Genomic DNA, 19,663 nt, shown 5'->3' on the forward strand with positions numbered 1-19,663 from the left:
TAGTTAGACCTCCGTTCTTGATTTCATGTAGGCTTCCAGTGCCGTCATTGCCTGATACAGCTCTTCTTGAGTAACGGGATAGCCGGAGCTGACCAGTGTGTCATCCTGTTTGATTTCACCGGCAAATGTATTGATTTGCTCATCCTTTAAGTGTCTTAGTTTTAAGTCCTTGAGTGATTTCGGTAAGCTTAGTTGTGTATAAAAAGTGCTCAACTGATCGATTTCATCCCATTTGTGCTCAACAGCCAATTGAACCAGTACGCCATAAGCTACTTTTTCACCGTGAAGATAGGCGTGTGATTCTGGATAAACGGTAATTTTATCGTGTACGGCATGTCCAATCGTTGTTCGTGCATAATGATCGCCTAGCCCGCCGACTAATCCGCTGATCGCGATAATTGTTTCGACGATTTGTGTGAAAGCTGGCGTTAGCGTCTGTGATTGGACGTCTTTCACTGCCTGAAGCCCGTGCTGTACAATATTGTCTCGACAGTTTAGCGCCGCCGCTCGTGCCATTAATAAAAAGGCATTTGTTTGATGTTCTGGCTGTGACAAAATCACATCCGACTCGTACCATTTAGCTAAGGTATCTGCAACACCTGCGATAAAGAAGTTTACCGGAGAGTTTAAAATCAGTTCTGGCTCAATCAGTAAGATGCCCACTTGTTCATTATGGATATCAAATCCTAAACAAACGCCTTCTTCGTCATACATTACACTTAATGGCGTCCACGGAGCACAGTTACTCGCCAAGCTTGGTATCAGAATCGACTGCACGCCTGGAACTTTGACCGCTGCGTATTTGACTGCATCACAAAGCTTCCCGCCGCCTACTCCAATGATGACGTCAGCATCTATTTCTTGAGCAAGTTCCGCGATGCGGTCTACTTCTGCATAGGTACATTCCCCATTAAAAAGACTTAGCTCACATTCAATCTCACTTTCAAGCAAAGTATCCAGATAGGGTTTTGCGACATTCCAAGACGTTGAACCATGAATCAAAACAACTTTCTTATAGTGATGCGCAGTTAACCGATCTGTAAGGGTCTCTAGCACCCCAACTCGACATTCATATTCTTGCGGTCCTGTTCTAACGACTAATGACATTTCAACTTCCTCCCAGCTTTTAAAAACAAAAAAATCCGCCCTCGCACAAATAAACTTGTGCAAGGGCGGAAGATAAAATTCTCTCGCGTTACCACCTTGATTTATAGTCACTTCGCAGTGTCTACCTTAACCAGTGCGTTCAGCCGTAAAGACTTACTGATACTGTGGCGCTTTATCGGGCGCACCCGTAATGGTCTGAAATTCACTGAACACTCGACCATTTCACTCCAAGACCATCTTCCATTCTTTTTCTGATACCTCATTCCACCAACAGAGGCTCTCTTTGATCATACTCTAGCATGTACTCTTCTCTTCAACGTGACCTATATTTTAATAATACTCTAATCATTTGTTCATTTTCACAATAGTAACAGGCGGAGAAAAATTTGTCAAATAGGGATTTACAATTTATGATTTTAAAAGTATTAGACTTTCGTCGTATTCAATCAATAGATTTTCGTTACGTCTACTCCTGTTATAGACAATTTAACTAATGGTCTATATAGATTCGTCTAATACAAGATACGTTTCTATTTTAGCCCTTCGTATTATGATAAAATAAGTACAATTAGTTTTCACCGAATTTAGTCGATCGCATTATTAAAATCTTAGAATTCACCGGAAAGGAATAGATTATAAATGAAAGCTTTGATCAATATTGATTACACAAATGACTTTGTCGCTAAAGACGGCGCCTTAACAAGTGGCAATCCTGGACAGGTGATTCACGATAAAGTGCTGGCTTTAACAAAAGAATTTTACGAAGCTGGAGATTTTATTGCCTTCACTATCGATAAGCACACTGAAAACGATCCTTATCATCCTGAAACAAACCTGTTTCCTCCTCACAATATTGAAGGAACAGATGGACGTTTGCTTTACGGTGATCTGGAAGCTTATTATCAAGAAATCAAAGATGTTAAAACTGTTTATTACACAGATAAAAGACGCTACAGTGCCTTCAATGGAACAGATTTAGAGACAAAACTAAGAGAACGAAACATCACAGAAGTCCATTTGATCGGCGTTTGTACAGATATTTGTGTTCTGCACACGGCAGTGGATGCTTATAATAAAGGCTTCTCAATCGTTGTTCATCAAGACGCAGTCGCAAGCTTCGATCAGCCAGGTCACGAGTGGGCTCTTAGACATTTTAAGAATACGCTCGGCGCAACAGTGATTTAACTCAATAACTATAATAAAAAGTCTCCTCAACTTTAATAACAATTGAGGAGACTTTTTACTTATTCTCTATTTTTCGCTGACAAAAGTTAAAACCGTAATATTCTTTTTATTCTCCTAACCGCTCATTCATCGCAGCTGCCAACTGTTCAAGTTCAAATTTTCTTTTTCGAACACTTAAGGCATACACACTAGAGAAAATCACGATATTGAATAGCACACCTTCCAGTGTAGGCATGTATCCCAATAATCTACCGATTAAAAGTAAGCCCCCAAATTGTGTAGCGCAGTTAGCTACGTGGAACGCAAAATTAGACTTAAAGTTAAAATGCGATATCCCGTAAGAAATCAAAGAAAGTCCTAGCGTAAAAATAGCTGTTGTGAGAATAAAAATAGTCATATCTCCCACTTCAAGTATATTCATCACGCTCAGTAGAGTCACCGAAAGAACAATTACGCTAAAAATAAATGTCATGTTATTCAAATAATAGGATAAAAATTGTTTGATCATTATACTCTCTCCTTTTATAGATTCAGGTACGTTTTAACATCTTTGATATAGTGACGATTGATCACTAGCTTTTCATGATTTTTCAGATAAGCTTCTAAGCGGTAATTAGGCAATGGACGAACACTTTCTAGATGATTCATATTCAATAAAACACTTTTACTAATACGCACAAATGACGTTTCTTGAAGTCGCTCTTCTAGCTGATACAACTTTTCTTTGTTTTCAAGTACCTTTGATTCAGTATATAGAAACGTTTTATTTTCTACTGTCTCCAAGTAATAAATATCGTTGCTCTCTACTATATACTCATGATCATCTATCACGCCTTTTAATTGCAGATCCCTTTCTTCTATGAAATCTATAATTTTCTGGACATGTTTATCAAAGACACCATATGTAATATTGACGAGTGTTTCTTTCAAGCTTTTATCTTCGACTAACTTCAGCTTCATAACAACTTCCCTCTTTTCTATAAACTTAGTCTACCTAGCCCGAGAGTCTATTTCAATCGAATTTAAGCGACCTGCATGAAACTACATTTAAGTTACATTGGTAACAAAAAAGAGCCTACTATAGAAAAGATCTATAGAGACTCTATATGATTTAAACTTTACTAACTTCTAAAACCATACTCTTTTATTGATTCAGCGAACTTGTAAATATAATATCCCCTTTATCAAAACGATGACGAGTCTGTGAGTATTCAAACGGTGTTCCATCGTTTAAAAAAGCCACTTGGTCGATTTCAAGAATTGGGTCTATTGGTGTGCAGTCTAGATATTTTTTATCATATGCATCTGCTCGATCTGCATGTATCCTTCTCACAGCCGACCCTATGACGAGTTTTAAATCCTTTTGAATATACTGATAAATAGACTTTTCCAGTATATCGACTGTTAAATTTGGAATAACGTCGAAAGTCATGATTGTATATTCAAGAATAAGAGGTTCATCGTCTAACTTACGCAGTCGTATAATATCGTAAACAAGCTTTTCTTTAGATATCTGTAGTTTTTCTGTCTCGACTTCATCAGGAAGGCGTATATCAAAAGAAATAATCTCACTTGTGATTTGCCCTTTTCCTTCCAATTCACTTGTTGATCCTTGAAAATTACTAATTTGACTATCCAGATAAAAATGAGTTGACACCGTTTCGCTCACAAAAGTTCCTTGTCCTTTTTTAGTGACAATTAGTCCTTCCATTTGAAGCAAATTTAAAGCTCTTTGAATGGTTACTCTACTTGTTGAGTATGTACCTTTCAATTCTTCTTGTTTAGGTAATTGGCTTCCTTTTTCGTAATATGCTGTCATGATTTTTTCACGAATATCTTTAAATACTTCATGATACTTTGCCATGAGTCCCCTGCTTTCAAGAAAGTATGTAAATAAAAAGCTTTACATACTAGTGATTATAGCACATAGGCACCTTTACATGAAAATTGATATCCTATAAAGTTAATTTATAAAAACGTTTACAAAAAATTAAGGAGAATGTTGAATGACTAAATTTTTCTGGGGAAATTCAGTATCGAGTATGCAAACCGAAGGTGGTTGGAATGAAGATGGTAAATCTCCTTCCGTTTACGATGTGCGAGAAGCAACAGAATTCACTAGTGACTGGAAAGTTGCCAATGATAACTATCATCATTTTGAAGAAGACTTGGACTTTATCCGGGATTTAGGAATGAATATGTATCGGTTCCAAATCTCTTGGTCCCGCGTAATCGAAAACGGAGATGGAGAAATCAATGAAGCAGGCATTGCTTATTATGACCGTTTTATTGACGCCTTGATTGAGAGAGGTATTGAGCCTATGATCTGTCTTTATCATTTTGACATGCCTCTGCACCTTGCAGAACAGTACAATGGTTTGATGTCCAAAGAAGTCCTTCAAGCCTTTATCCGTTACAGTAAACTCATGATTGACCGGTTTGCTCACAAGGTCAAATACTGGATTGTATTCAATGAACAAAACCTGTATCACGTTCCAGAAGCTTTCAAAATCAGCGGATACTTAAAAGGAGATCAAACCGTCGACGAGTTATACCAAATTCTGCATAACGTAATGGTTGCACATGCAGAGACCGTCAATTATCTACATCAAACTACCGACGCAAAAATCGGTGGTATGTTAGCCTATAGTGAAGCTTACCCGGCATCGAGTAAACCTCAAGACATTCTAGCCGCAAGAAAATGGGATGAATTTGTAAATTTCACTTTACTTGATGCTTACACTAAAGGAATTTATTCAAACGAAATGATGCACTGGGTTAAAACTAATCATATTCAAATGAATATTTTACCTGGCGAACTAGAAACCATTTCAAAACAAAAAAATGATTTTATTAGCTTTAGCTATTATGCTTCCACAACAATCAGTGCAGAACGGATTCCTAATCAAACCGCACCTAATCTTTACATGAATTATGGAAAAGTCGATAATCCTTACCTTGAAACGACTGCCTGGAATTGGCAGATTGATCCATTAGGTTTTAGAGATGTGATGAACAAGTTGTATCAACGGTATCAACTCCCTCTATTTCCAATTGAGAATGGGATTGGCGTCAAAGAAGAATGGGATGGTGTTCATTCTATACAAGATGATTACCGTATAGATTATCATAAGCAACATTTACTGGCAATGTATGATGCTATTCATATAGATGGTATCGAAATAATGGGTTATCTGGGATGGGGCTTGATTGATATCTTAAGTTCTCAAGGAGATATGAGAAAACGTTATGGTTTGGTCTACGTAAACAGAGATAATCACAATTTAAAAGATATGAAACGCGTACCGAAAAAAAGTTATGACTGGTTTAAAAAAGTCATTGCAACCAATGGAGACTATTTAGTTAAAGGAGAGGATCAGATATGAATGAGGGAAAAAGTCGTGGCGCTCGATTCTTGGATGGATTCACAGAAGTATCTGCACGAATAGGAAATGAAGTGCATCTGCGCTCTTTAAGAGATTCATTTGCGCTGATTATGCCCCTATTCATCTTAGCGGGAATAGGTGTACTGATGAATAATGTTGTCTTCCCTACGATTGCCTCGGGTGATTCATTAACAAACTTACAGTACTGGGGTAATGCTATCACGCGTGGAACTTTGGATATCGCCGGTCTCTTACTGGCTCCTGTAGTTGGATTTATACTAGCAAAAAACAAAGGATTTTATAACCCAATAGCCGCCAGTATTTTAGCACTCTCTAGTTTAGTCATGACTAATCCAAGTACTGTAGAAACTATTTTACCTGAGACAGAAATAGCTGCGAGTCTTACAGGTGTTTTGTCATTTTCAAACGTTGGTACGTCAGGTATGTTCGCCGGTATTATCATTGGACTCCTGTCTGCGGAAATCTTTATAAAATTGGCTTCTATCAAACGGCTTTCCATCAATTTAGGCGATAATGTCCCTCCAGCTGTTTCTGCTTCTTTTAGTTCACTTATACCTGCTACGCTTACTTTAAGTATATTCGCATTACTAGCGGCTTTACTATTTATCTTTGCCGGAACAGATTTAATTACGTTAGTGACTAATTTAATTCAAGAACCTTTGAGACGTGTAAATACAAGTCTACCTGGGCTTTTGCTAATTTATAGTGTAGGAAATTTTCTCTTCACTTTAGGTATTCACCAAACCGTTATCAACGGTACTCTACTCGATCCTTTACTACTTTTAAATTTAAATGAGAACACTGCGGCCTATGGTGCGAATGAAGAAATTCCTCATATTTTGGTAAATACTGATCAGTTTGGAATGCTCGGCGGTAGTGGCGCCACAATTTGTTTACTGATTGCAATTTTTATTTTTTCAAAAGCTAAAGCTAGTCGTGAAGTGGCTAAACTATCGATTGCACCCGGTCTATTCAATATCAACGAACCTGTGATTTTCGGATTTCCGATTGTATTCAATATTCCAATGATCATTCCTTTTGTCTTACAGCCAATCATCGGTATTACCATACAGTACATCGTGACTTCACTCGGATGGATGAACAGAGTTGTCGTTATGGTCCCTTGGACGACGCCGCCTCTCTTAAACAGTTATCTCTCAACTGCTGGAGACTGGAGAGCACCGCTCTGGCAATTACTAGTCATCCTGATTGGGATTATGATTTATCTTCCATTCTTAAAAATCAGCGAACGTATCTCTAAAAAGCAAGCTGAAATGGATCTTTGATAGCAACAGACTAAGTATTGGATACCGCAAAAAACAGAAAAATAAGCAGACAGTCCTTCGACTATCTGCTTATTTTAGGTTTTTCATAAACAAGTAGTAGAATTTTAAGAATTCTACTACTTAACAAAAATGCGTATATCGATTTGACTGATTTTTTTTAAATTATACTATTATTGTTGACTGAAATCGTAATCGCTCTTTTAATCATAAATATTCCCATTCCTAAAATAACTAGCCCAATGATATATCCAGAAATGCCTATATAGAGGGAAATGTGGTGGTCAGCATTCGTAAATGACACTAACGTCAGTTGGGTCAAATGTATAGAAATCAGTGAAGAAGTCATATTGATGAACTTTAATGCCTCTGCCAGTAAGTCGCGCTCCATTCTAGCGGTCACGATTCCGGAAAAGGAAATGATCAACTCGAATACTGTAAACAATGCAACTACAACTCCTACAAGTTTGGGATAAGCAATCATATTGTAGTTTGGGTGGAACAGCCTTACACAGTAGATCGTAAAAATAAAACTAATCGCGATAATAGAATAGCCAATAATTTGATACACTTTCTCTGCATCTAAAGACTGCGGACTTTCGTCTTTATGGGTGTTGAAAACTAAGTATTTGGCTCTAACAATCATGATGTTATAAAAAGAATGGATAAAAAGAAAAATAGAGAAGCTGACAATACTAGTCAATATCTTAACAATGGCAAATACAGTATGAGTTAAAATTGAAAACTTTACCCATTTAAACGGATTACCTCTCTCAAGAATAAAGTCCGTACCTCTTTGAATCATGCTACCCCTCCTTTCCAATAAATGATCTCTAGCGTCAAAGCACCTTTTACTAGCATATCATAAAATTTGTACTAAGAAGAATAAAATTTGAATACACTGACCAACCTTAATCCATGAATTATTTTTTGATCACCAAACACTGTGCTTGTTCAAAACCTTCATCCCAATCTAAGAAAGCAAGGTCGACTATCGATAATCGGTTTGCATTAACTGTTTTTACAACAGCTTCTTCATGATCATCTAACCAGATATCCCAGACTTCCAGTTCATCATTTGTTTTAAGTTGTTCCTTTAGATAAGTCACTAACTGTTCAGCTCTTTTTTCGGTGTACTGCCACTGAATACCTGTAAAGAAGCGTTTGTTTGAATATTCTTTGGCATAATGAGCATATCCCTGGTCTTTGTACAAAACCAATTCATGAAAAGACTCTTCTGTAGGGTAATAAAGAATTGTCTTTTCGTTTCTATTAACAGACGGGCCTTTTAATAAATCTTTATCTACTTTCATTTTCCGTTTGATCATATCATTAATAGATAAATACTCTTCGTAAGGATTCTCTACTTCTGGTAGCGGCTTGTTACTGGCAATAAACTGATATGAACTCATCTGTTTTCTCCTAACCGATTCATTTTCACTACTATATTGTACTCACGTATACTTTGCAACTGACCTTCTTATTGCATACAATAGAAGGAGTGGAAAATTTTAATGGTGGCACGGATATAGTCGTCACTAAAACCTGGAGTGAGTATATGAAACCTTTTTTTAAGTCAGTCTTTATTTTGAACATCGGCTCGTTTTTACTTAGTATCCTTTACCTAATTCTTCCTATGAACCCTATTCTTTCTAATGGCTTTGGGATTGTACTGATTGTGACCCTGATTAGCAATGTCATTGCTAGTACGATTGGAAGTCGTTACAAACCTTTGGATATTGCCTATCTACTATTATCCAGTATCGGCTTAGTTGCTGTGATGCTTTTGAATACAGTTGCTTCAATCTCTCCTACTAATGAATCGTCTAGAAGTTTAGTGTCGATTGGATTCCTTTTTCTGTTGATGATTCTAGGAATAATTATCACGAGTAAACCGCAACTGTATTCTGTTCGTCCTGTTCACAGGCCTTACTCACTGAAAAATCAGTCCAAAAAGAAAACGAAGAGAGTTTTAAAATGGATTTTAGCTGTAATTATTGCACTATGCTTACTAGTCGGTACTTTTTTAGCATTTGTTATGGTGACAAACAGAGATGTAGGCTTACTACAAGTTGTCCTATCTCAATACAGTTTGTTTTACGGCTTCATTTTTCTTAGTCTGACGGGTTTATTGTTAAAAGTTTTAAGCATTAAAATACGTTCAATACCAGGATTACTTTTATCCTTTTTCGGCCTGTCTTTATTCGCTCTTTTCAGCTTGCCGTTGACGACGATTCAATCCGTGTTATACGAAGCGGAAGAATCTTACTCTGAAGCTTTTGGTGAGGAATGGAAAACGATTGGTGAAGATGATTCCTTATTTATGAGTAGCCCAATCTCGATTCCTGCCTACTTCTTTGGCACACCCTCAACAGAGTATAGTGTGACTGAAGATGTTTTATTTTATGAAGGAACAGAAGGCGTTGACGATGGACTAGAACTACGCTTTGATGTCTATACGCCCACAACAGATGCTACGCAACTTCCAGGAGAAGGATCTACTTTGATACGGATTCACGGTGGTGGCTGGAACACAGGTAGCAACGGATCCGAAAACTACGCTCAAGTGAATAAGTATTTCGCTGCACAGGGTTACGTGGTATTCGATGTTCAGTACGGCTTGAATAATCAAGATCAGTTTGTATCGTTCTCAAGCGTGCCTGACGAAGTTTCTGGTGCTTTCTCAATTGATGATATGGTTCGCCATCTAGGTATCTTCACGACTTTCTTGGCGGATCATCATGAAGAGTATGGAGCAAATATCGATTCTGTATTTTTTTCAGGTGGTTCAGCTGGTGGTCATTTGGCAAATGCTGTTGCACTCGGACTAGCTAGTGGTCAGTACACAGATCTGTTAGATGAGCGACTGACGGTTAATGGGATCATCCCTATCTACCCTGCAAACGGACTAGCTGGATATCAGGATATTACTGGAGAAGATGAGCTCGTAGATCCTGCCTTGCTCGTGACGGAAGACAGCCCGCCTGCCTTAGTTTATCAAGGGCAGCATGATACAATCGTCGATCCTCAAGTATCAGAGAACTTTAGAGATATTTATCTGGAAAACAACAACTCAGAAATTGCCATTCTCCGCACACCTTACGGAGAACATGCTAGTGATTTGTACTACCCTGGCTTTTATAGTCAGACTCTGATTTATTATATGGAACGGTTTATGTATCAGTACAAGTAAATAGATACAAATGAGCCCAAGTAGCATTTCACTGCTACTTGGGCTCATTTTTTATAATAAGTAAAAGATGTAAGGTTAAACTTGCTCTAATCATTAATTACTTTTTTCTAACTAGAATTATGGATTAAAGTTTCTGAGTTTATATTGTGTTTTAATTATCTTTCTTTTAATATATTTTTGATGATTATCAATTTGTTTTTTCATTAAATTTAATGTGTACGGTGAAATTTCGTCAAATACTTGCTGACTTCTGTAAGCATACGTTATAAAAGTTCCAAATTCTCTTTTTTTATATTTATATTTTCTGTCAGTTCTCTCACCAAAAGCATGATACTTTTGATATAATTTTCTCTTATATGTTAACCTTGCTTTCTTTCCAATAAATCCTTTTCTTATAGATACTACTTCTCCTTTTTTAATTAATTTATAAGCAGATCTATAATATTTATATATACTTTTTTCTCGCATTTTAACTGTCTCACCATCAAACACAAAACCTAAATAATCTAAAACAATTTTATTATCATCATTATCTATCAACTTGCCATTTAAATATTGAATTGTAACTGTTTTATTAGGATGTAGAATCAATTTAGCTTCGTTTATCATGTTAGAAATTGATTTTTTTACATATTCTAAATTACTTTTATCTATATTAGGGAGGATAACAATAAAATCATCGGAATATCTTCTGTACAATCCTTTATACTGCGATACAATTTCAGTAATTTTTGTGTCAATCTCGGTCATATAAATATTTGAATAAATTGCACTAATTGCTGTACCCTGAGGAATCCCATGATCTTTAAAGTTTGTTTTAAGTACCTTTTCCTTTTTACCCTCATATAACTTTTCTTTCTTTTTGAAGTCTCTAAATTCCTTAAAACTATTAAAATAACTTCTTTTCTCTTTTTTTCTTAAAATCTTATCTTCGCCTACAATTGAATTTACATCTTCTTTATTTATGTAGGAATATTTAGTAAGGCTTTTAAATATTTTAAATTGATGAAGAGGCATTCTATCCTTGTATAATTTGTTAATCATATCTTTGAGATAATTATGATTTATTGTGCCAAAGAAATCACTATAATCTCCTATGTATATTAAACAATTATCGTGAGATTTAATATAGTTTATGATTTCTGCTGAATGGTGTATATTACTTTTACCATTCGCACTTTTTCTATAAGCTATTACTGAGTCGTCAACAGCTGAATTTTTTATAGATGAATTATACAAATCGTTTATTTCTATCCCATAATGTTTATAGATAAAATTATCTACATGTGAAGCATACATTATTGGTCTAATTTTTTCTTTAACAGGTACTATCTTTACATTTCTAATCTTATTTTCTTCAGCACTGTTATTATATTTTTCATAAATTAACTCGTTATACAATAAAGGTAGAAAACTATGCTTTGGATTTTTTTCAAAATCTATTACATATTTTTCTACCTTTTTATTGTATGCAGTAATATTATCAAAGTGCAGATATCTTTTAGAAGGATATTTAGGTTCCATAAGCGGCACCTTTCTTATTTCTATTTATTGGAGCAATCACGGATATAGCCCTAGCTACTAATAAATCCGTGTTGCACTCTGTCCAAGTTTGATCTTGAACCTACTATACTACTCATTGTAGCATGGCTAGGGTGAGCATTAAGCTCACAATACAATTATTGTATAATATAATTAAGTCAGTATTCCAAACACATTCAGATTGGAGATATCATGACATGACCAGTACAATTCATATTCTAACAATATTAAGTATGCTTCTAATATTCTTAAGCTTAAGATTATTAGAAGTTTACGTCGAAAGATTCACGAATTCAAAGGTTATACCATTTGACTTCAATATACATATTCCCTAACATTCAATATTATCTATTAATGTTAGCGTTTTAATTTTATCATTAAGTTACATTAAAGTCAATTAAATTTATTTATTATAAATTAATTGTTTTTTATTAAGGCCGTCCAATTTCAAAAATTTTTTTTTCATTAATAACACTTAAAAAACGAATTTTCATAGGAAAATCTTGAACCACTTAAAAGAATTAATGATTAACTCTTATATTATAATGATTATATCATTTACATTGATATAGGTTTCCCATACTTTTTTCATTGTTTATTGGACCTTTTTTTAAATACGGAGTTTCCTTCATAAAATGTATTTAATCAATAACCCGTACTTCCCCAGTCGAATAGTCATACACTCTTGGTCTTCCTGAGAAGCCGCTAGATTGGAAGAGGACGCCTTGTTCTGTTGTGGCAAAGTCTGTGACGTTGGTTGTGGTAAAGAGTTTTTCTCTTTCTTTTCCTTCATGATCGGTCAGGTAGACACCGTTTTGGGTATTGGTCAGGTCAGACTGGTAAATGGAGTAAAAGATGCCTTGATCTGTGATGGTGTAGTTTCGAACGTTTTCGTAAAGAATCTGTTCTGTTTTCCCTGAGCCATCTACTTTGCTGCGGTAGAGTTTGCTGCCGGGATCCAGATAATAGTAATAGCCTTCCCACTCTAGTAGCTTGAAGGTATCTTCGTTTAGTAGTCGCGTTTGTTCGCTGCCATCTAGACTGAGTCTATCCGTTCTCAGCGCCTGATTTTCTTCATAACTGACCAAGATTTTGTCTTCATAGACACTGAATTTGCTGACATATTCATTTAACAATCTTTCTATCTGTCCACCGTTTAGATCCATTCTATATAGGTTGCTGTTGTCTTCGTAACTGGTAAAGTAGATCCAGTCATCTTTGATTTGGACTTCTGTCAGAACTTCCATATCATAAATTGTTTCCGTTTCTCCACCATTAATTGGTACCCGTTTCAATTCATCGTAGTTTGTGAAATACAGATAATCGCCTACGACATTCAGATTCATTCGGGTAGCCCCTTGGGAATCTAGTAAAACTTCTCTTTCTTCAAAGTTTTTGTTGGTTTTAATGATTTCATTGTTTTCAATATAAAAGACAAAATCCTCGTTTTCAGCTCCGAAACCGCTGCCTAAGATATTTTCAGCGGAATTGCCCATGAAGCCTTCTTCTGGTACTTCTATCTGAACTTCTTCGCTGGCAAAGGCGTTGTGATAGAAAATTTTCATTTCCCGCCACAATCCTCCATCCAATAGTATTGGTAGTGAAATCGCAAAGACCGATAGAATGATTCCTGGAACTGTCCAGTTTTTCTTTTTCTCAATCTTCTTGTCTCCACGTATTTCTTGGAGAAAGACATTTAAGTATTGAAGTGGACCTTGAATACTTACACGACCGTCTGCATACTGAACCGTTACTTTGTCGTTCAATAGTAGGTTAAACGGGAAGTCGAATGTGGGTCTTATAACCATACTGTCCATTGTTCTATCGAGAATTTCCCAGTTTTCGGTGGTCATCAATCTCTCGATTCCCTCAAAGGTTGGTAAGGGTTCGTTTAATGATCGGTGTTCGTATTTTTCAATCATCCATTTGACGACACCAGTCCATGCAAGGAATACAGTGAGCCAATATAAGGTTAGTTCTACATTGAATAACACTTGGTAAAATACGTAGATCAATAAAAATCCTGGTAAGATTAGAAAAAGCGTACTTCTTAGTGCAATATCGATCCAATTCCAGTATTGGCTTTTTGTTTTTTTCATCTTTTGATGCTCCTTTCACTATTTGCCCGAAGATTTATGCTTCTATATCTGTGATCTCTCCTGTTTTGGGGTCTAGTTTTCTGATAGTCGGTTCATCGTTCATGTTGTTGATTCGAAAGATCACGGCGTCTCCCACTTTATTCAGTCCATCGATCAAGTTAGATTTCACATTGAGTTTTTCTTCGTTTTGTCCGTCTAGGTCGATTCTATACATTCCTGATTGATAAGCTCGGTCAAGTCCGTAATAGATTCCATTTTCAGTGATGGTAAAGCTTGAAATCAAGGCATTCGTGACTACTTCTGGTTCTGCTGGCTCCGAGATTTTTCTTCGAATCAGTTTTGAATTATCGTTCGTATAATAATAGTAACCATCCCATTCGATTAGACCAGAATTGTTTCCTTGAAATAAAACGGTTCGAGATTGATCGTTCAAGTCTATCCTTTCAACTGTCTGGCGGTAATCATATTCATCTGCTCCATGACTGAACAGCATATGATCATCGTACAAGGTGAATTCTGTAGCGTACACATCTAGGTACCGTTCAAGATTTTTCCCATTTAGATTCATTCGGTAAATATTTGAATGAGCATTCATACTAATAAAGTAAATCCAGATCCCTTGAATCTGCATGTTATATGGACAATCTATATCGAAAATCGTTTCTTTGTCTGTTCCATCAAACTGAATTCTTTTGATAGATTCACCATCTACGTAATACAACCAGTCCCCAACAATATTCAAGTCCCTATTATCAAAATAGTTGTCTACTTCTGTCAGGTATTCCTTGTTCTGAAAGTCTTTATCTGTTCTAACGATCTGGTTGTCATTTTCCACGTAAAAGATGTAGGACTCGCTCTCTACGGCGATGCCCGAATTTTTGATATTCTCTACCAGATTACCCTGTGTACGTTCATCAACGCCTTCGACTGGTTCTTGAGTCGTTGCGAAGACATTGTGATAAAGGACCTTGCTTTCCCAGAGGATCCCCGAATCTAGAAACAGGGGTAAAAATAAGACGAATCCTGAGGCTAGGATTTTAAACCTTGACCATTTTCTGGACCAGACTGTTTGATCTCCTTTAAAATGCTCGCTTAATAAGCTGATGTAGTGGTTAGGTCCTTCGATGATGGCTCTTTTATATGTATTGTGAATCGTGATTTGGTCCGGCACGACAAGACTGAACGGATAATCAAAGCTCGGTCTAATTAAGAGCTGGTCGCGGCGTCGATCCAGAAGCTCCCATTTCCCTTCTTGAATAACGTCCTCTAGTTCTCTTATATTTTCCAGCGGTATTTCAATATTATTTTGTTTGTATTTGTCAGTCATCCAGTTTGAAAATAAAAATAGAGATGCAGCCAATTCAAAGGTAAAGATATTGAGTTCCGTTTTAAATACAAGTCCGTAAAGTACATAGATCAATGCCGTTACTGGTATAAATATAAACACGATTCCCCTGATCGCGATATTTAACTCATTTTTAAGTTTCTCCACACTTTCTCCCCCTATAGTAAAAGCTGAAAAAAATAGTACGATTTTATCTTTTCTCTATTCTATCAAAAAAGCTTACTGTTACGTAACCGCTTTTTGTTTGAAATGTGAACAGAATCGTACTGTTTGTTTCATCTATAAAATCAGAAAGAACCCGAAGCTTTCACACAGATGTTGTGAAGTCTTCGAGTTCTATTACAATACTTTTACTTTAAACCTGTTCTATTTGTGTTTATTGATATCTTCTTTAACTTTCAAGAAATAAATCAACGTTCCAATTGCATATCCTAGTCCGCCGCCGATAAATGTACCGAGTAACATTCGACCAAAAAGAAGTCCAAGGATTGTTCCACTAATCGCACCTACGACCGTCGCCACTAGCATCACTATATTGGTGTACCCGTTATCTCTTGTAGGCATCATGTTCAAGTCGCTCCTTCTCTAACCTAGATTTAAATAGTGTAGTTTTGGTTATTATAACACCTATAAATCAAATACAAAAACCGTTATCAATTGATATGAGTATTGGTTTGCTCTATGCTTTTATTAGAGAATAAAAGTACCTCGATAAATTCTCGTGAATAATGTACTTCGAAATAGGAGGTGTAAAACTTATGGATTTTATAGATTATTTTAGTTTGCTTTCATTGATACCTTTATTCGTTATGCCGCTCATTGTAATTTATTTCGGCGTTATGATTTACAAGATTTCAAAATCACTGGATCGAATTGCAAATTCAGTGGAAAGCAAAGAACACCGTACATATTCCGATAGTGAACAGTCATAAAAGCAAGAGATACCTAGTCGGTGTCTCTTGCTTTTTAAGTTATTAGTACGATAGAACCCCTTCAAATGGGCTACAAAATATCCTAAAAGCTATGTAAGTATGTATATCTTTTAAGACATAAACAGACTGACTTATAAAACTATACCATTCAAGAAAACACGGCACAATGCTTAATGAAAACAAAAGCCGTTCAGTCAGAATAACTCAACTGAACGGCTTGGATTGTATTTTTCCGTTTAAATATTCTCTTGTTTCAATCCATCGACAATGGTATCTTTTTTGATTTTATTACTGGAATAGATCATGGCTAGTCCGACGATCACGAATACACTGATGACGGCTAAGATTATTGGGATCCAAGGTATCTCAAAAGCAAATTGGAATCTGGTACGCCATACTTGATAAATCGCGTAGATCATTAGGAAACTAACCGGCAGTCCATAAAGGAGTGCTTTTAATCCATAGAATATACTTTCTAGTTGAATCATTTTAGTAAAACTTTTCGGTGCCATTCCCATTGATCTCAGCATCGCAAATTCTCTTTTTCTGAGTGAAATACTCGTAGAAATCGTATTGAAGATCGTAGCGATACAGATCAAAGTAATCAGAACCACGAAGGCATTTGAGAAAACGTAGCCTAAGAGAATGATTTGTTCGCCTCTTTGTTTCGCTCTTTGTCTATTGTAGATAGAAAAACCCGTGTCTCCCGAATCTTTTTGAATATCTTCTAATTTGTTTTCTAGTAATTGTGCCTGTTCACTTTGGTAATAGACTGCTCGTTCGATGAATTCATCGGTTACTAGGTCATTATCTACTAAAGTGTTGAAAACTTCTTCTGAAACAAATACGTTCAACGTACCAAGTGGAATATTGTTTGAAATACCTATTGGAGATGTATCTGCTAAAGCTACAATTTTTAAAGCAGGTAACCTTAAATAGCTTTCTGTTTCAAGAGTATAGATTTCAGGTACGATTTCGTCATTGACTTCTGCGTTCAACGCTTTTGTTTCGACAATATTTTCTTCTCCATCTTCTGTTAAATATTGGATGGTTTCCTGAACGATCATCAACGGATCTTCTGTATTGATCATCGATTCGTACGCTACGCTGTTAGCTGAAGCGTAGCCTTTCATCGTTTCCGTGTCCAGTCCATGAATCGTTAGACTATAAGGATATTTTCCGTCTTCTAACTGTCCATAACCAACAAGTTCTTCAGCGATTTTGTCTTCTTCAATCCATGAAGTACCAGAAATCCAACTGATGGCTGTTACTTGATCAATTTCATCTAGTACTGTCAATTTAGAGAACAGCTCTGGGTCGATTGATTCCTTCCCACTTCGATTCAAAGTGACCTCGACATCGTAATTCACACCTTGCTCCAATAATTCATTTGATTTTGCCAAGCTCGATGCAAAATAAGAGATTGTCAGAAACAATACAACACTGATACTCAGTGAAAACACAATCGCTCGGTAGCCAGAACGGTTTCTTTTGATATTTTTTGAAGCCAGTTCCCCTTCTATCCCAAATAGCTTGCGTACTAGTTTAGGTGTACGAATGGTCTTATTGGATAATTTGATTGTCTGAGTCTGACGAATGGCTTCAATAGCGGTTATTTCAGACGCTTTTTTTGCCGGTAGATAGGTCGATAGAAACAGCGTACTGATCGAAATTACCAAAGCAGTCAAGATTGTCCAAGGAGAAAAGACGACACGTAAACTTTCTGTGGTATCGATTGCTTGTTGAATCAATGAATTAAAGACTAAAAATGTCAATGCAATGCCTGCATATCCAACGATGACTCCAATCGGAAAACTAACAGCGCCGATCAATGCGCCTTCGAAAAAGACTACATTGCGTTTTTGACGCTTCGTTGCTCCGATACTAGACAACATTCCAAGCTGTCTTGCCCGCTCTGAAACAGAAATCGCAAAGGCATTGTAAATCAGTGAGACAGATCCAATCACAATGATGACAATGACAATTGCTGACAAACTGATCAGCATATTACGTGTTCGGTCCTGAGAAAGAATGCCATAATATCTCAGTAAATTCCCATGCGAACCAACCGCTCCGATACCTTGGGTTTCCGCAAATTCTGCGATATATTCCGGAGAGGATTGATTCAAATGATCCATCCTAATATAAGCGTCTGTTTTCTGGTCACCCGTTATCATCTGCTCATCTTTGTAGGATAAAAATACATAGCCCGGATTCCAGCTATTCTCAAAAAAAGGTGTTTCCATTGTACCCACAATCGTGTAAACAACGGTTTCTTCAATCGTCAATGACTCTGTTACGCCATCGAAGTCTACTAGTGCATCTTCTTGTGTTAACCTTCTAGAAGGGTCATCTGATGGTACTCTCTGACCTAGTTCCAATTCAATCGTATCACCAATTTCGTAGGTGAAGGCGTCTTGATTACTGATAGAATCAGAGACCAGTAATTCGTTTGACTGTGTTGGTAGTCTGCCTTCTTTCAATTGAATCGGAAAGGTTTCAAAGGCTGTTTTATTATAATTGCGAACTAGTAAATAAGGACGATCAGGGTTTGTGCTTTCTTCAAATTCCGCAAAGCCTTCGTCTTGACTGATCAAAATATCTCTTTGGTTTGGATCTTGTTCGATAGCTTCCAACTGAGTAGCATTTATGTCTGAGTAAGAAAAGTGCCATTCGCCTTCATTTGAAATCACCTGACGCTGCAAGAGATTAATAAAAGACAAGCCCAGCGTAATCACACCCGTGATCATAGCTACTGAAATTATGACCCCAATAACTGTGATCAAAGAACGTTTTTTGTTTAACCATAATTGCTTTATCGCTAGCTTTTGTACGATTGTCATGAGCGGATCCTCTCATCTCTGATGATCCGTCCATCCTCAATCGCGATGATCCGATCCGCCATCAACGCAATCTCTTCGTCATGCGTGATCATGACCAATGTCTGGCTGAACGTCTTGTTGAAGTGTTTGAGTAGAGACATAATCTCTTCACTATTCTTGCTATCTAGATTCCCTGTGGGCTCATCCGCCAGCATAATCGCCGGGTTACTGACCAGCGCACGACCAATCGAGACACGCTGCTGCTGACCACCGGATAGTTGATTCGGTAAATGCGTTTGTCTTTCTTCCAACTTGAGTGACTTTATAATTTGCTCAAACTTCTTCTGATCCACTTCGTGTCCATCTAAGAGTAAGGGCAAGGTCATATTTTCCTTGACATTCAATACCGGAATCAAGTTGAAAAATTGATAAATCAATCCAATTTGTCTTCTTCTAAAAATCGCTAATTGCGTCTCATTTAATTCATAAATATCAGTATCTTCAATCCACACTTTTCCACTTGTTGGATGATCGACACCTCCAAGCATATGCATCAAAGTCGATTTACCGGACCCGGATGCACCAACAATGGCAACAAACTCTCCTTTTTCAATCGTTAAGGATACATCATCCAGCGCTTTAACAGCTGTTTCTCCACTTCCGTATACTTTAGACAGGTTTTCTACTTTTACAATGCCCATTTTATACCCTCCTTTAATCTATATATTGAATATACCTGTCTAAGATG

17 protein-coding genes and 1 other annotated feature are annotated in these 19,663 nt (G+C 36.7%); of the genes, 5 read left to right on the forward strand and 12 right to left on the reverse strand.

Features of this window, described 5'->3' with window-relative positions:
- Nucleotides 1-3: 3 nt before the first annotated feature.
- Complete coding sequence (locus ACFP65_RS00240) at nucleotides 4-1,107, reverse strand: iron-containing alcohol dehydrogenase family protein (protein WP_379914767.1); 1,104 nt, start codon at nucleotides 1,105-1,107, stop codon at nucleotides 4-6.
- A gap of 58 nt (nucleotides 1,108-1,165) precedes the next feature.
- Nucleotides 1,166-1,433 (reverse strand) — a binding site (T-box leader).
- Between the two features lie 313 nt (nucleotides 1,434-1,746).
- On the opposite strand from ACFP65_RS00240, the gene ACFP65_RS00245 reads away from it, so the two are divergent.
- Entirely contained in the window at nucleotides 1,747-2,292 is a 546-nt protein-coding gene (locus ACFP65_RS00245) for a cysteine hydrolase family protein (RefSeq protein ID WP_379914769.1), read from the forward strand.
- Between the two features lie 106 nt (nucleotides 2,293-2,398).
- Here the strand turns inward: ACFP65_RS00245 and ACFP65_RS00250 are convergent, their stop codons facing one another.
- The 3 genes from ACFP65_RS00250 to ACFP65_RS00260 all read right to left on the reverse strand — a co-directional run bounded on the left by ACFP65_RS00250 (nucleotide 2,399) and on the right by ACFP65_RS00260 (nucleotide 4,156).
- The gene (locus tag ACFP65_RS00250; protein WP_379914771.1) at nucleotides 2,399-2,800 is read right to left on the reverse strand and encodes a hypothetical protein; all 402 of its coding nucleotides are present in this window, start codon (nucleotides 2,798-2,800) and stop codon (nucleotides 2,399-2,401) included.
- 14 nt (nucleotides 2,801-2,814) lie between these two features.
- Complete coding sequence (locus ACFP65_RS00255) at nucleotides 2,815-3,252, reverse strand: LytTR family DNA-binding domain-containing protein (RefSeq protein WP_379914773.1); 438 nt, start codon at nucleotides 3,250-3,252, stop codon at nucleotides 2,815-2,817.
- A 184-nt stretch (nucleotides 3,253-3,436) separates the two neighbouring features.
- On the reverse strand, nucleotides 3,437-4,156 hold the full coding sequence (locus ACFP65_RS00260; protein WP_379914775.1) for a GntR family transcriptional regulator: 720 nt from the start codon (nucleotides 4,154-4,156) through the stop codon (nucleotides 3,437-3,439).
- A gap of 142 nt (nucleotides 4,157-4,298) precedes the next feature.
- Between ACFP65_RS00260 and ACFP65_RS00265 the strand changes: the two genes are divergently transcribed.
- Both ACFP65_RS00265 and ACFP65_RS00270 read left to right on the forward strand, forming a co-directional pair.
- Complete coding sequence (locus tag ACFP65_RS00265; RefSeq protein ID WP_379914777.1) at nucleotides 4,299-5,678, forward strand: glycoside hydrolase family 1 protein; 1,380 nt, start codon at nucleotides 4,299-4,301, stop codon at nucleotides 5,676-5,678.
- Nucleotides 5,675-6,985, forward strand: coding sequence for a PTS sugar transporter subunit IIC (locus ACFP65_RS00270; protein WP_379914779.1), 1,311 nt, complete (start codon nucleotides 5,675-5,677; stop codon nucleotides 6,983-6,985). Before ACFP65_RS00265 ends, ACFP65_RS00270 begins: the two co-directional genes overlap by 4 nt.
- Nucleotides 6,986-7,142: 157 nt before the next feature.
- Here ACFP65_RS00270 and ACFP65_RS00275 read toward each other — a convergent pair whose 3' ends face one another.
- Together ACFP65_RS00275 and ACFP65_RS00280 are read right to left on the reverse strand one after the other, a co-directional pair.
- Nucleotides 7,143-7,787, reverse strand: a complete 645-nt coding sequence (locus ACFP65_RS00275) for a hypothetical protein (RefSeq protein WP_379914781.1) — start codon at nucleotides 7,785-7,787, stop codon at nucleotides 7,143-7,145.
- A gap of 118 nt (nucleotides 7,788-7,905) precedes the next feature.
- Nucleotides 7,906-8,394 carry a hypothetical protein gene (locus ACFP65_RS00280; protein WP_379914783.1) on the reverse strand — a complete coding sequence of 163 codons (489 nt, stop codon included), beginning with the start codon at nucleotides 8,392-8,394 and terminating at the stop codon, nucleotides 7,906-7,908.
- 146 nt (nucleotides 8,395-8,540) lie between these two features.
- On the opposite strand from ACFP65_RS00280, the gene ACFP65_RS00285 reads away from it, so the two are divergent.
- Nucleotides 8,541-10,175, forward strand: a complete 1,635-nt coding sequence (locus ACFP65_RS00285) for an alpha/beta hydrolase (protein WP_379914785.1) — start codon at nucleotides 8,541-8,543, stop codon at nucleotides 10,173-10,175.
- A 117-nt stretch (nucleotides 10,176-10,292) separates the two neighbouring features.
- On the opposite strand, the gene ACFP65_RS00290 is transcribed toward ACFP65_RS00285, so the two are convergent.
- The 4 genes from ACFP65_RS00290 to ACFP65_RS00305 all read right to left on the reverse strand — a co-directional run bounded on the left by ACFP65_RS00290 (nucleotide 10,293) and on the right by ACFP65_RS00305 (nucleotide 15,728).
- The gene (locus ACFP65_RS00290; protein WP_379914787.1) at nucleotides 10,293-11,699 is read right to left on the reverse strand and encodes a reverse transcriptase domain-containing protein; all 1,407 of its coding nucleotides are present in this window, start codon (nucleotides 11,697-11,699) and stop codon (nucleotides 10,293-10,295) included.
- A gap of 659 nt (nucleotides 11,700-12,358) precedes the next feature.
- On the reverse strand, nucleotides 12,359-13,816 hold the full coding sequence (locus ACFP65_RS00295) for a DUF5050 domain-containing protein (protein WP_379914789.1): 1,458 nt from the start codon (nucleotides 13,814-13,816) through the stop codon (nucleotides 12,359-12,361).
- 34 nt (nucleotides 13,817-13,850) lie between these two features.
- Nucleotides 13,851-15,308, reverse strand: coding sequence for a DUF5050 domain-containing protein (locus tag ACFP65_RS00300; protein WP_379914791.1), 1,458 nt, complete (start codon nucleotides 15,306-15,308; stop codon nucleotides 13,851-13,853).
- A 219-nt stretch (nucleotides 15,309-15,527) separates the two neighbouring features.
- On the reverse strand, nucleotides 15,528-15,728 hold the full coding sequence (locus tag ACFP65_RS00305) for a hypothetical protein (protein WP_379914793.1): 201 nt from the start codon (nucleotides 15,726-15,728) through the stop codon (nucleotides 15,528-15,530).
- A gap of 191 nt (nucleotides 15,729-15,919) precedes the next feature.
- Here ACFP65_RS00305 and ACFP65_RS00310 point away from each other — a divergent pair, with 191 nt between their 5' ends.
- Nucleotides 15,920-16,093, forward strand: a complete 174-nt coding sequence (locus ACFP65_RS00310; RefSeq protein WP_379914795.1) for a hypothetical protein — start codon at nucleotides 15,920-15,922, stop codon at nucleotides 16,091-16,093.
- A gap of 236 nt (nucleotides 16,094-16,329) precedes the next feature.
- Here the strand turns inward: ACFP65_RS00310 and ACFP65_RS00315 are convergent, their stop codons facing one another.
- Both ACFP65_RS00315 and ACFP65_RS00320 read right to left on the reverse strand, forming a co-directional pair.
- Nucleotides 16,330-18,936, reverse strand: a complete 2,607-nt coding sequence (locus ACFP65_RS00315) for an ABC transporter permease (RefSeq protein WP_379914797.1) — start codon at nucleotides 18,934-18,936, stop codon at nucleotides 16,330-16,332.
- Nucleotides 18,933-19,616 (reverse strand): ABC transporter ATP-binding protein, encoded by a 684-nt coding sequence (locus ACFP65_RS00320; protein ID WP_379914798.1) that lies wholly within the window; start codon nucleotides 19,614-19,616, stop codon nucleotides 18,933-18,935. Before ACFP65_RS00320 ends, ACFP65_RS00315 begins: the two co-directional genes overlap by 4 nt.
- Nucleotides 19,617-19,663 lie beyond the last annotated feature (47 nt).

The organism is Marinilactibacillus sp. GCM10026970 (genome assembly GCF_042660675.1).
GTDB lineage: Bacteria > Bacillota > Bacilli > Lactobacillales > Carnobacteriaceae_A > Marinilactibacillus.

Coding starts and splice junctions, on each gene's coding strand:
- ACFP65_RS00240 (WP_379914767.1), bottom strand. CDS start 1,107: ATGTCATTAGTCGTTAGAACAGGACCGCAAGAATATGAATGTCGAGTT.
- ACFP65_RS00245 (WP_379914769.1), top strand. CDS start 1,747: ATGAAAGCTTTGATCAATATTGATTACACAAATGACTTTGTCGCTAAA.
- ACFP65_RS00250 (WP_379914771.1), bottom strand. CDS start 2,800: ATGATCAAACAATTTTTATCCTATTATTTGAATAACATGACATTTATT.
- ACFP65_RS00255 (WP_379914773.1), bottom strand. CDS start 3,252: ATGAAGCTGAAGTTAGTCGAAGATAAAAGCTTGAAAGAAACACTCGTC.
- ACFP65_RS00260 (WP_379914775.1), bottom strand. CDS start 4,156: ATGGCAAAGTATCATGAAGTATTTAAAGATATTCGTGAAAAAATCATG.
- ACFP65_RS00265 (WP_379914777.1), top strand. CDS start 4,299: ATGACTAAATTTTTCTGGGGAAATTCAGTATCGAGTATGCAAACCGAA.
- ACFP65_RS00270 (WP_379914779.1), top strand. CDS start 5,675: ATGAATGAGGGAAAAAGTCGTGGCGCTCGATTCTTGGATGGATTCACA.
- ACFP65_RS00275 (WP_379914781.1), bottom strand. CDS start 7,787: ATGATTCAAAGAGGTACGGACTTTATTCTTGAGAGAGGTAATCCGTTT.
- ACFP65_RS00280 (WP_379914783.1), bottom strand. CDS start 8,394: ATGAGTTCATATCAGTTTATTGCCAGTAACAAGCCGCTACCAGAAGTA.
- ACFP65_RS00285 (WP_379914785.1), top strand. CDS start 8,541: ATGAAACCTTTTTTTAAGTCAGTCTTTATTTTGAACATCGGCTCGTTT.
- ACFP65_RS00290 (WP_379914787.1), bottom strand. CDS start 11,699: ATGGAACCTAAATATCCTTCTAAAAGATATCTGCACTTTGATAATATT.
- ACFP65_RS00295 (WP_379914789.1), bottom strand. CDS start 13,816: ATGAAAAAAACAAAAAGCCAATACTGGAATTGGATCGATATTGCACTA.
- ACFP65_RS00305 (WP_379914793.1), bottom strand. CDS start 15,728: ATGATGCCTACAAGAGATAACGGGTACACCAATATAGTGATGCTAGTG.
- ACFP65_RS00310 (WP_379914795.1), top strand. CDS start 15,920: ATGGATTTTATAGATTATTTTAGTTTGCTTTCATTGATACCTTTATTC.
- ACFP65_RS00315 (WP_379914797.1), bottom strand. CDS start 18,936: ATGACAATCGTACAAAAGCTAGCGATAAAGCAATTATGGTTAAACAAA.
- ACFP65_RS00320 (WP_379914798.1), bottom strand. CDS start 19,616: ATGGGCATTGTAAAAGTAGAAAACCTGTCTAAAGTATACGGAAGTGGA.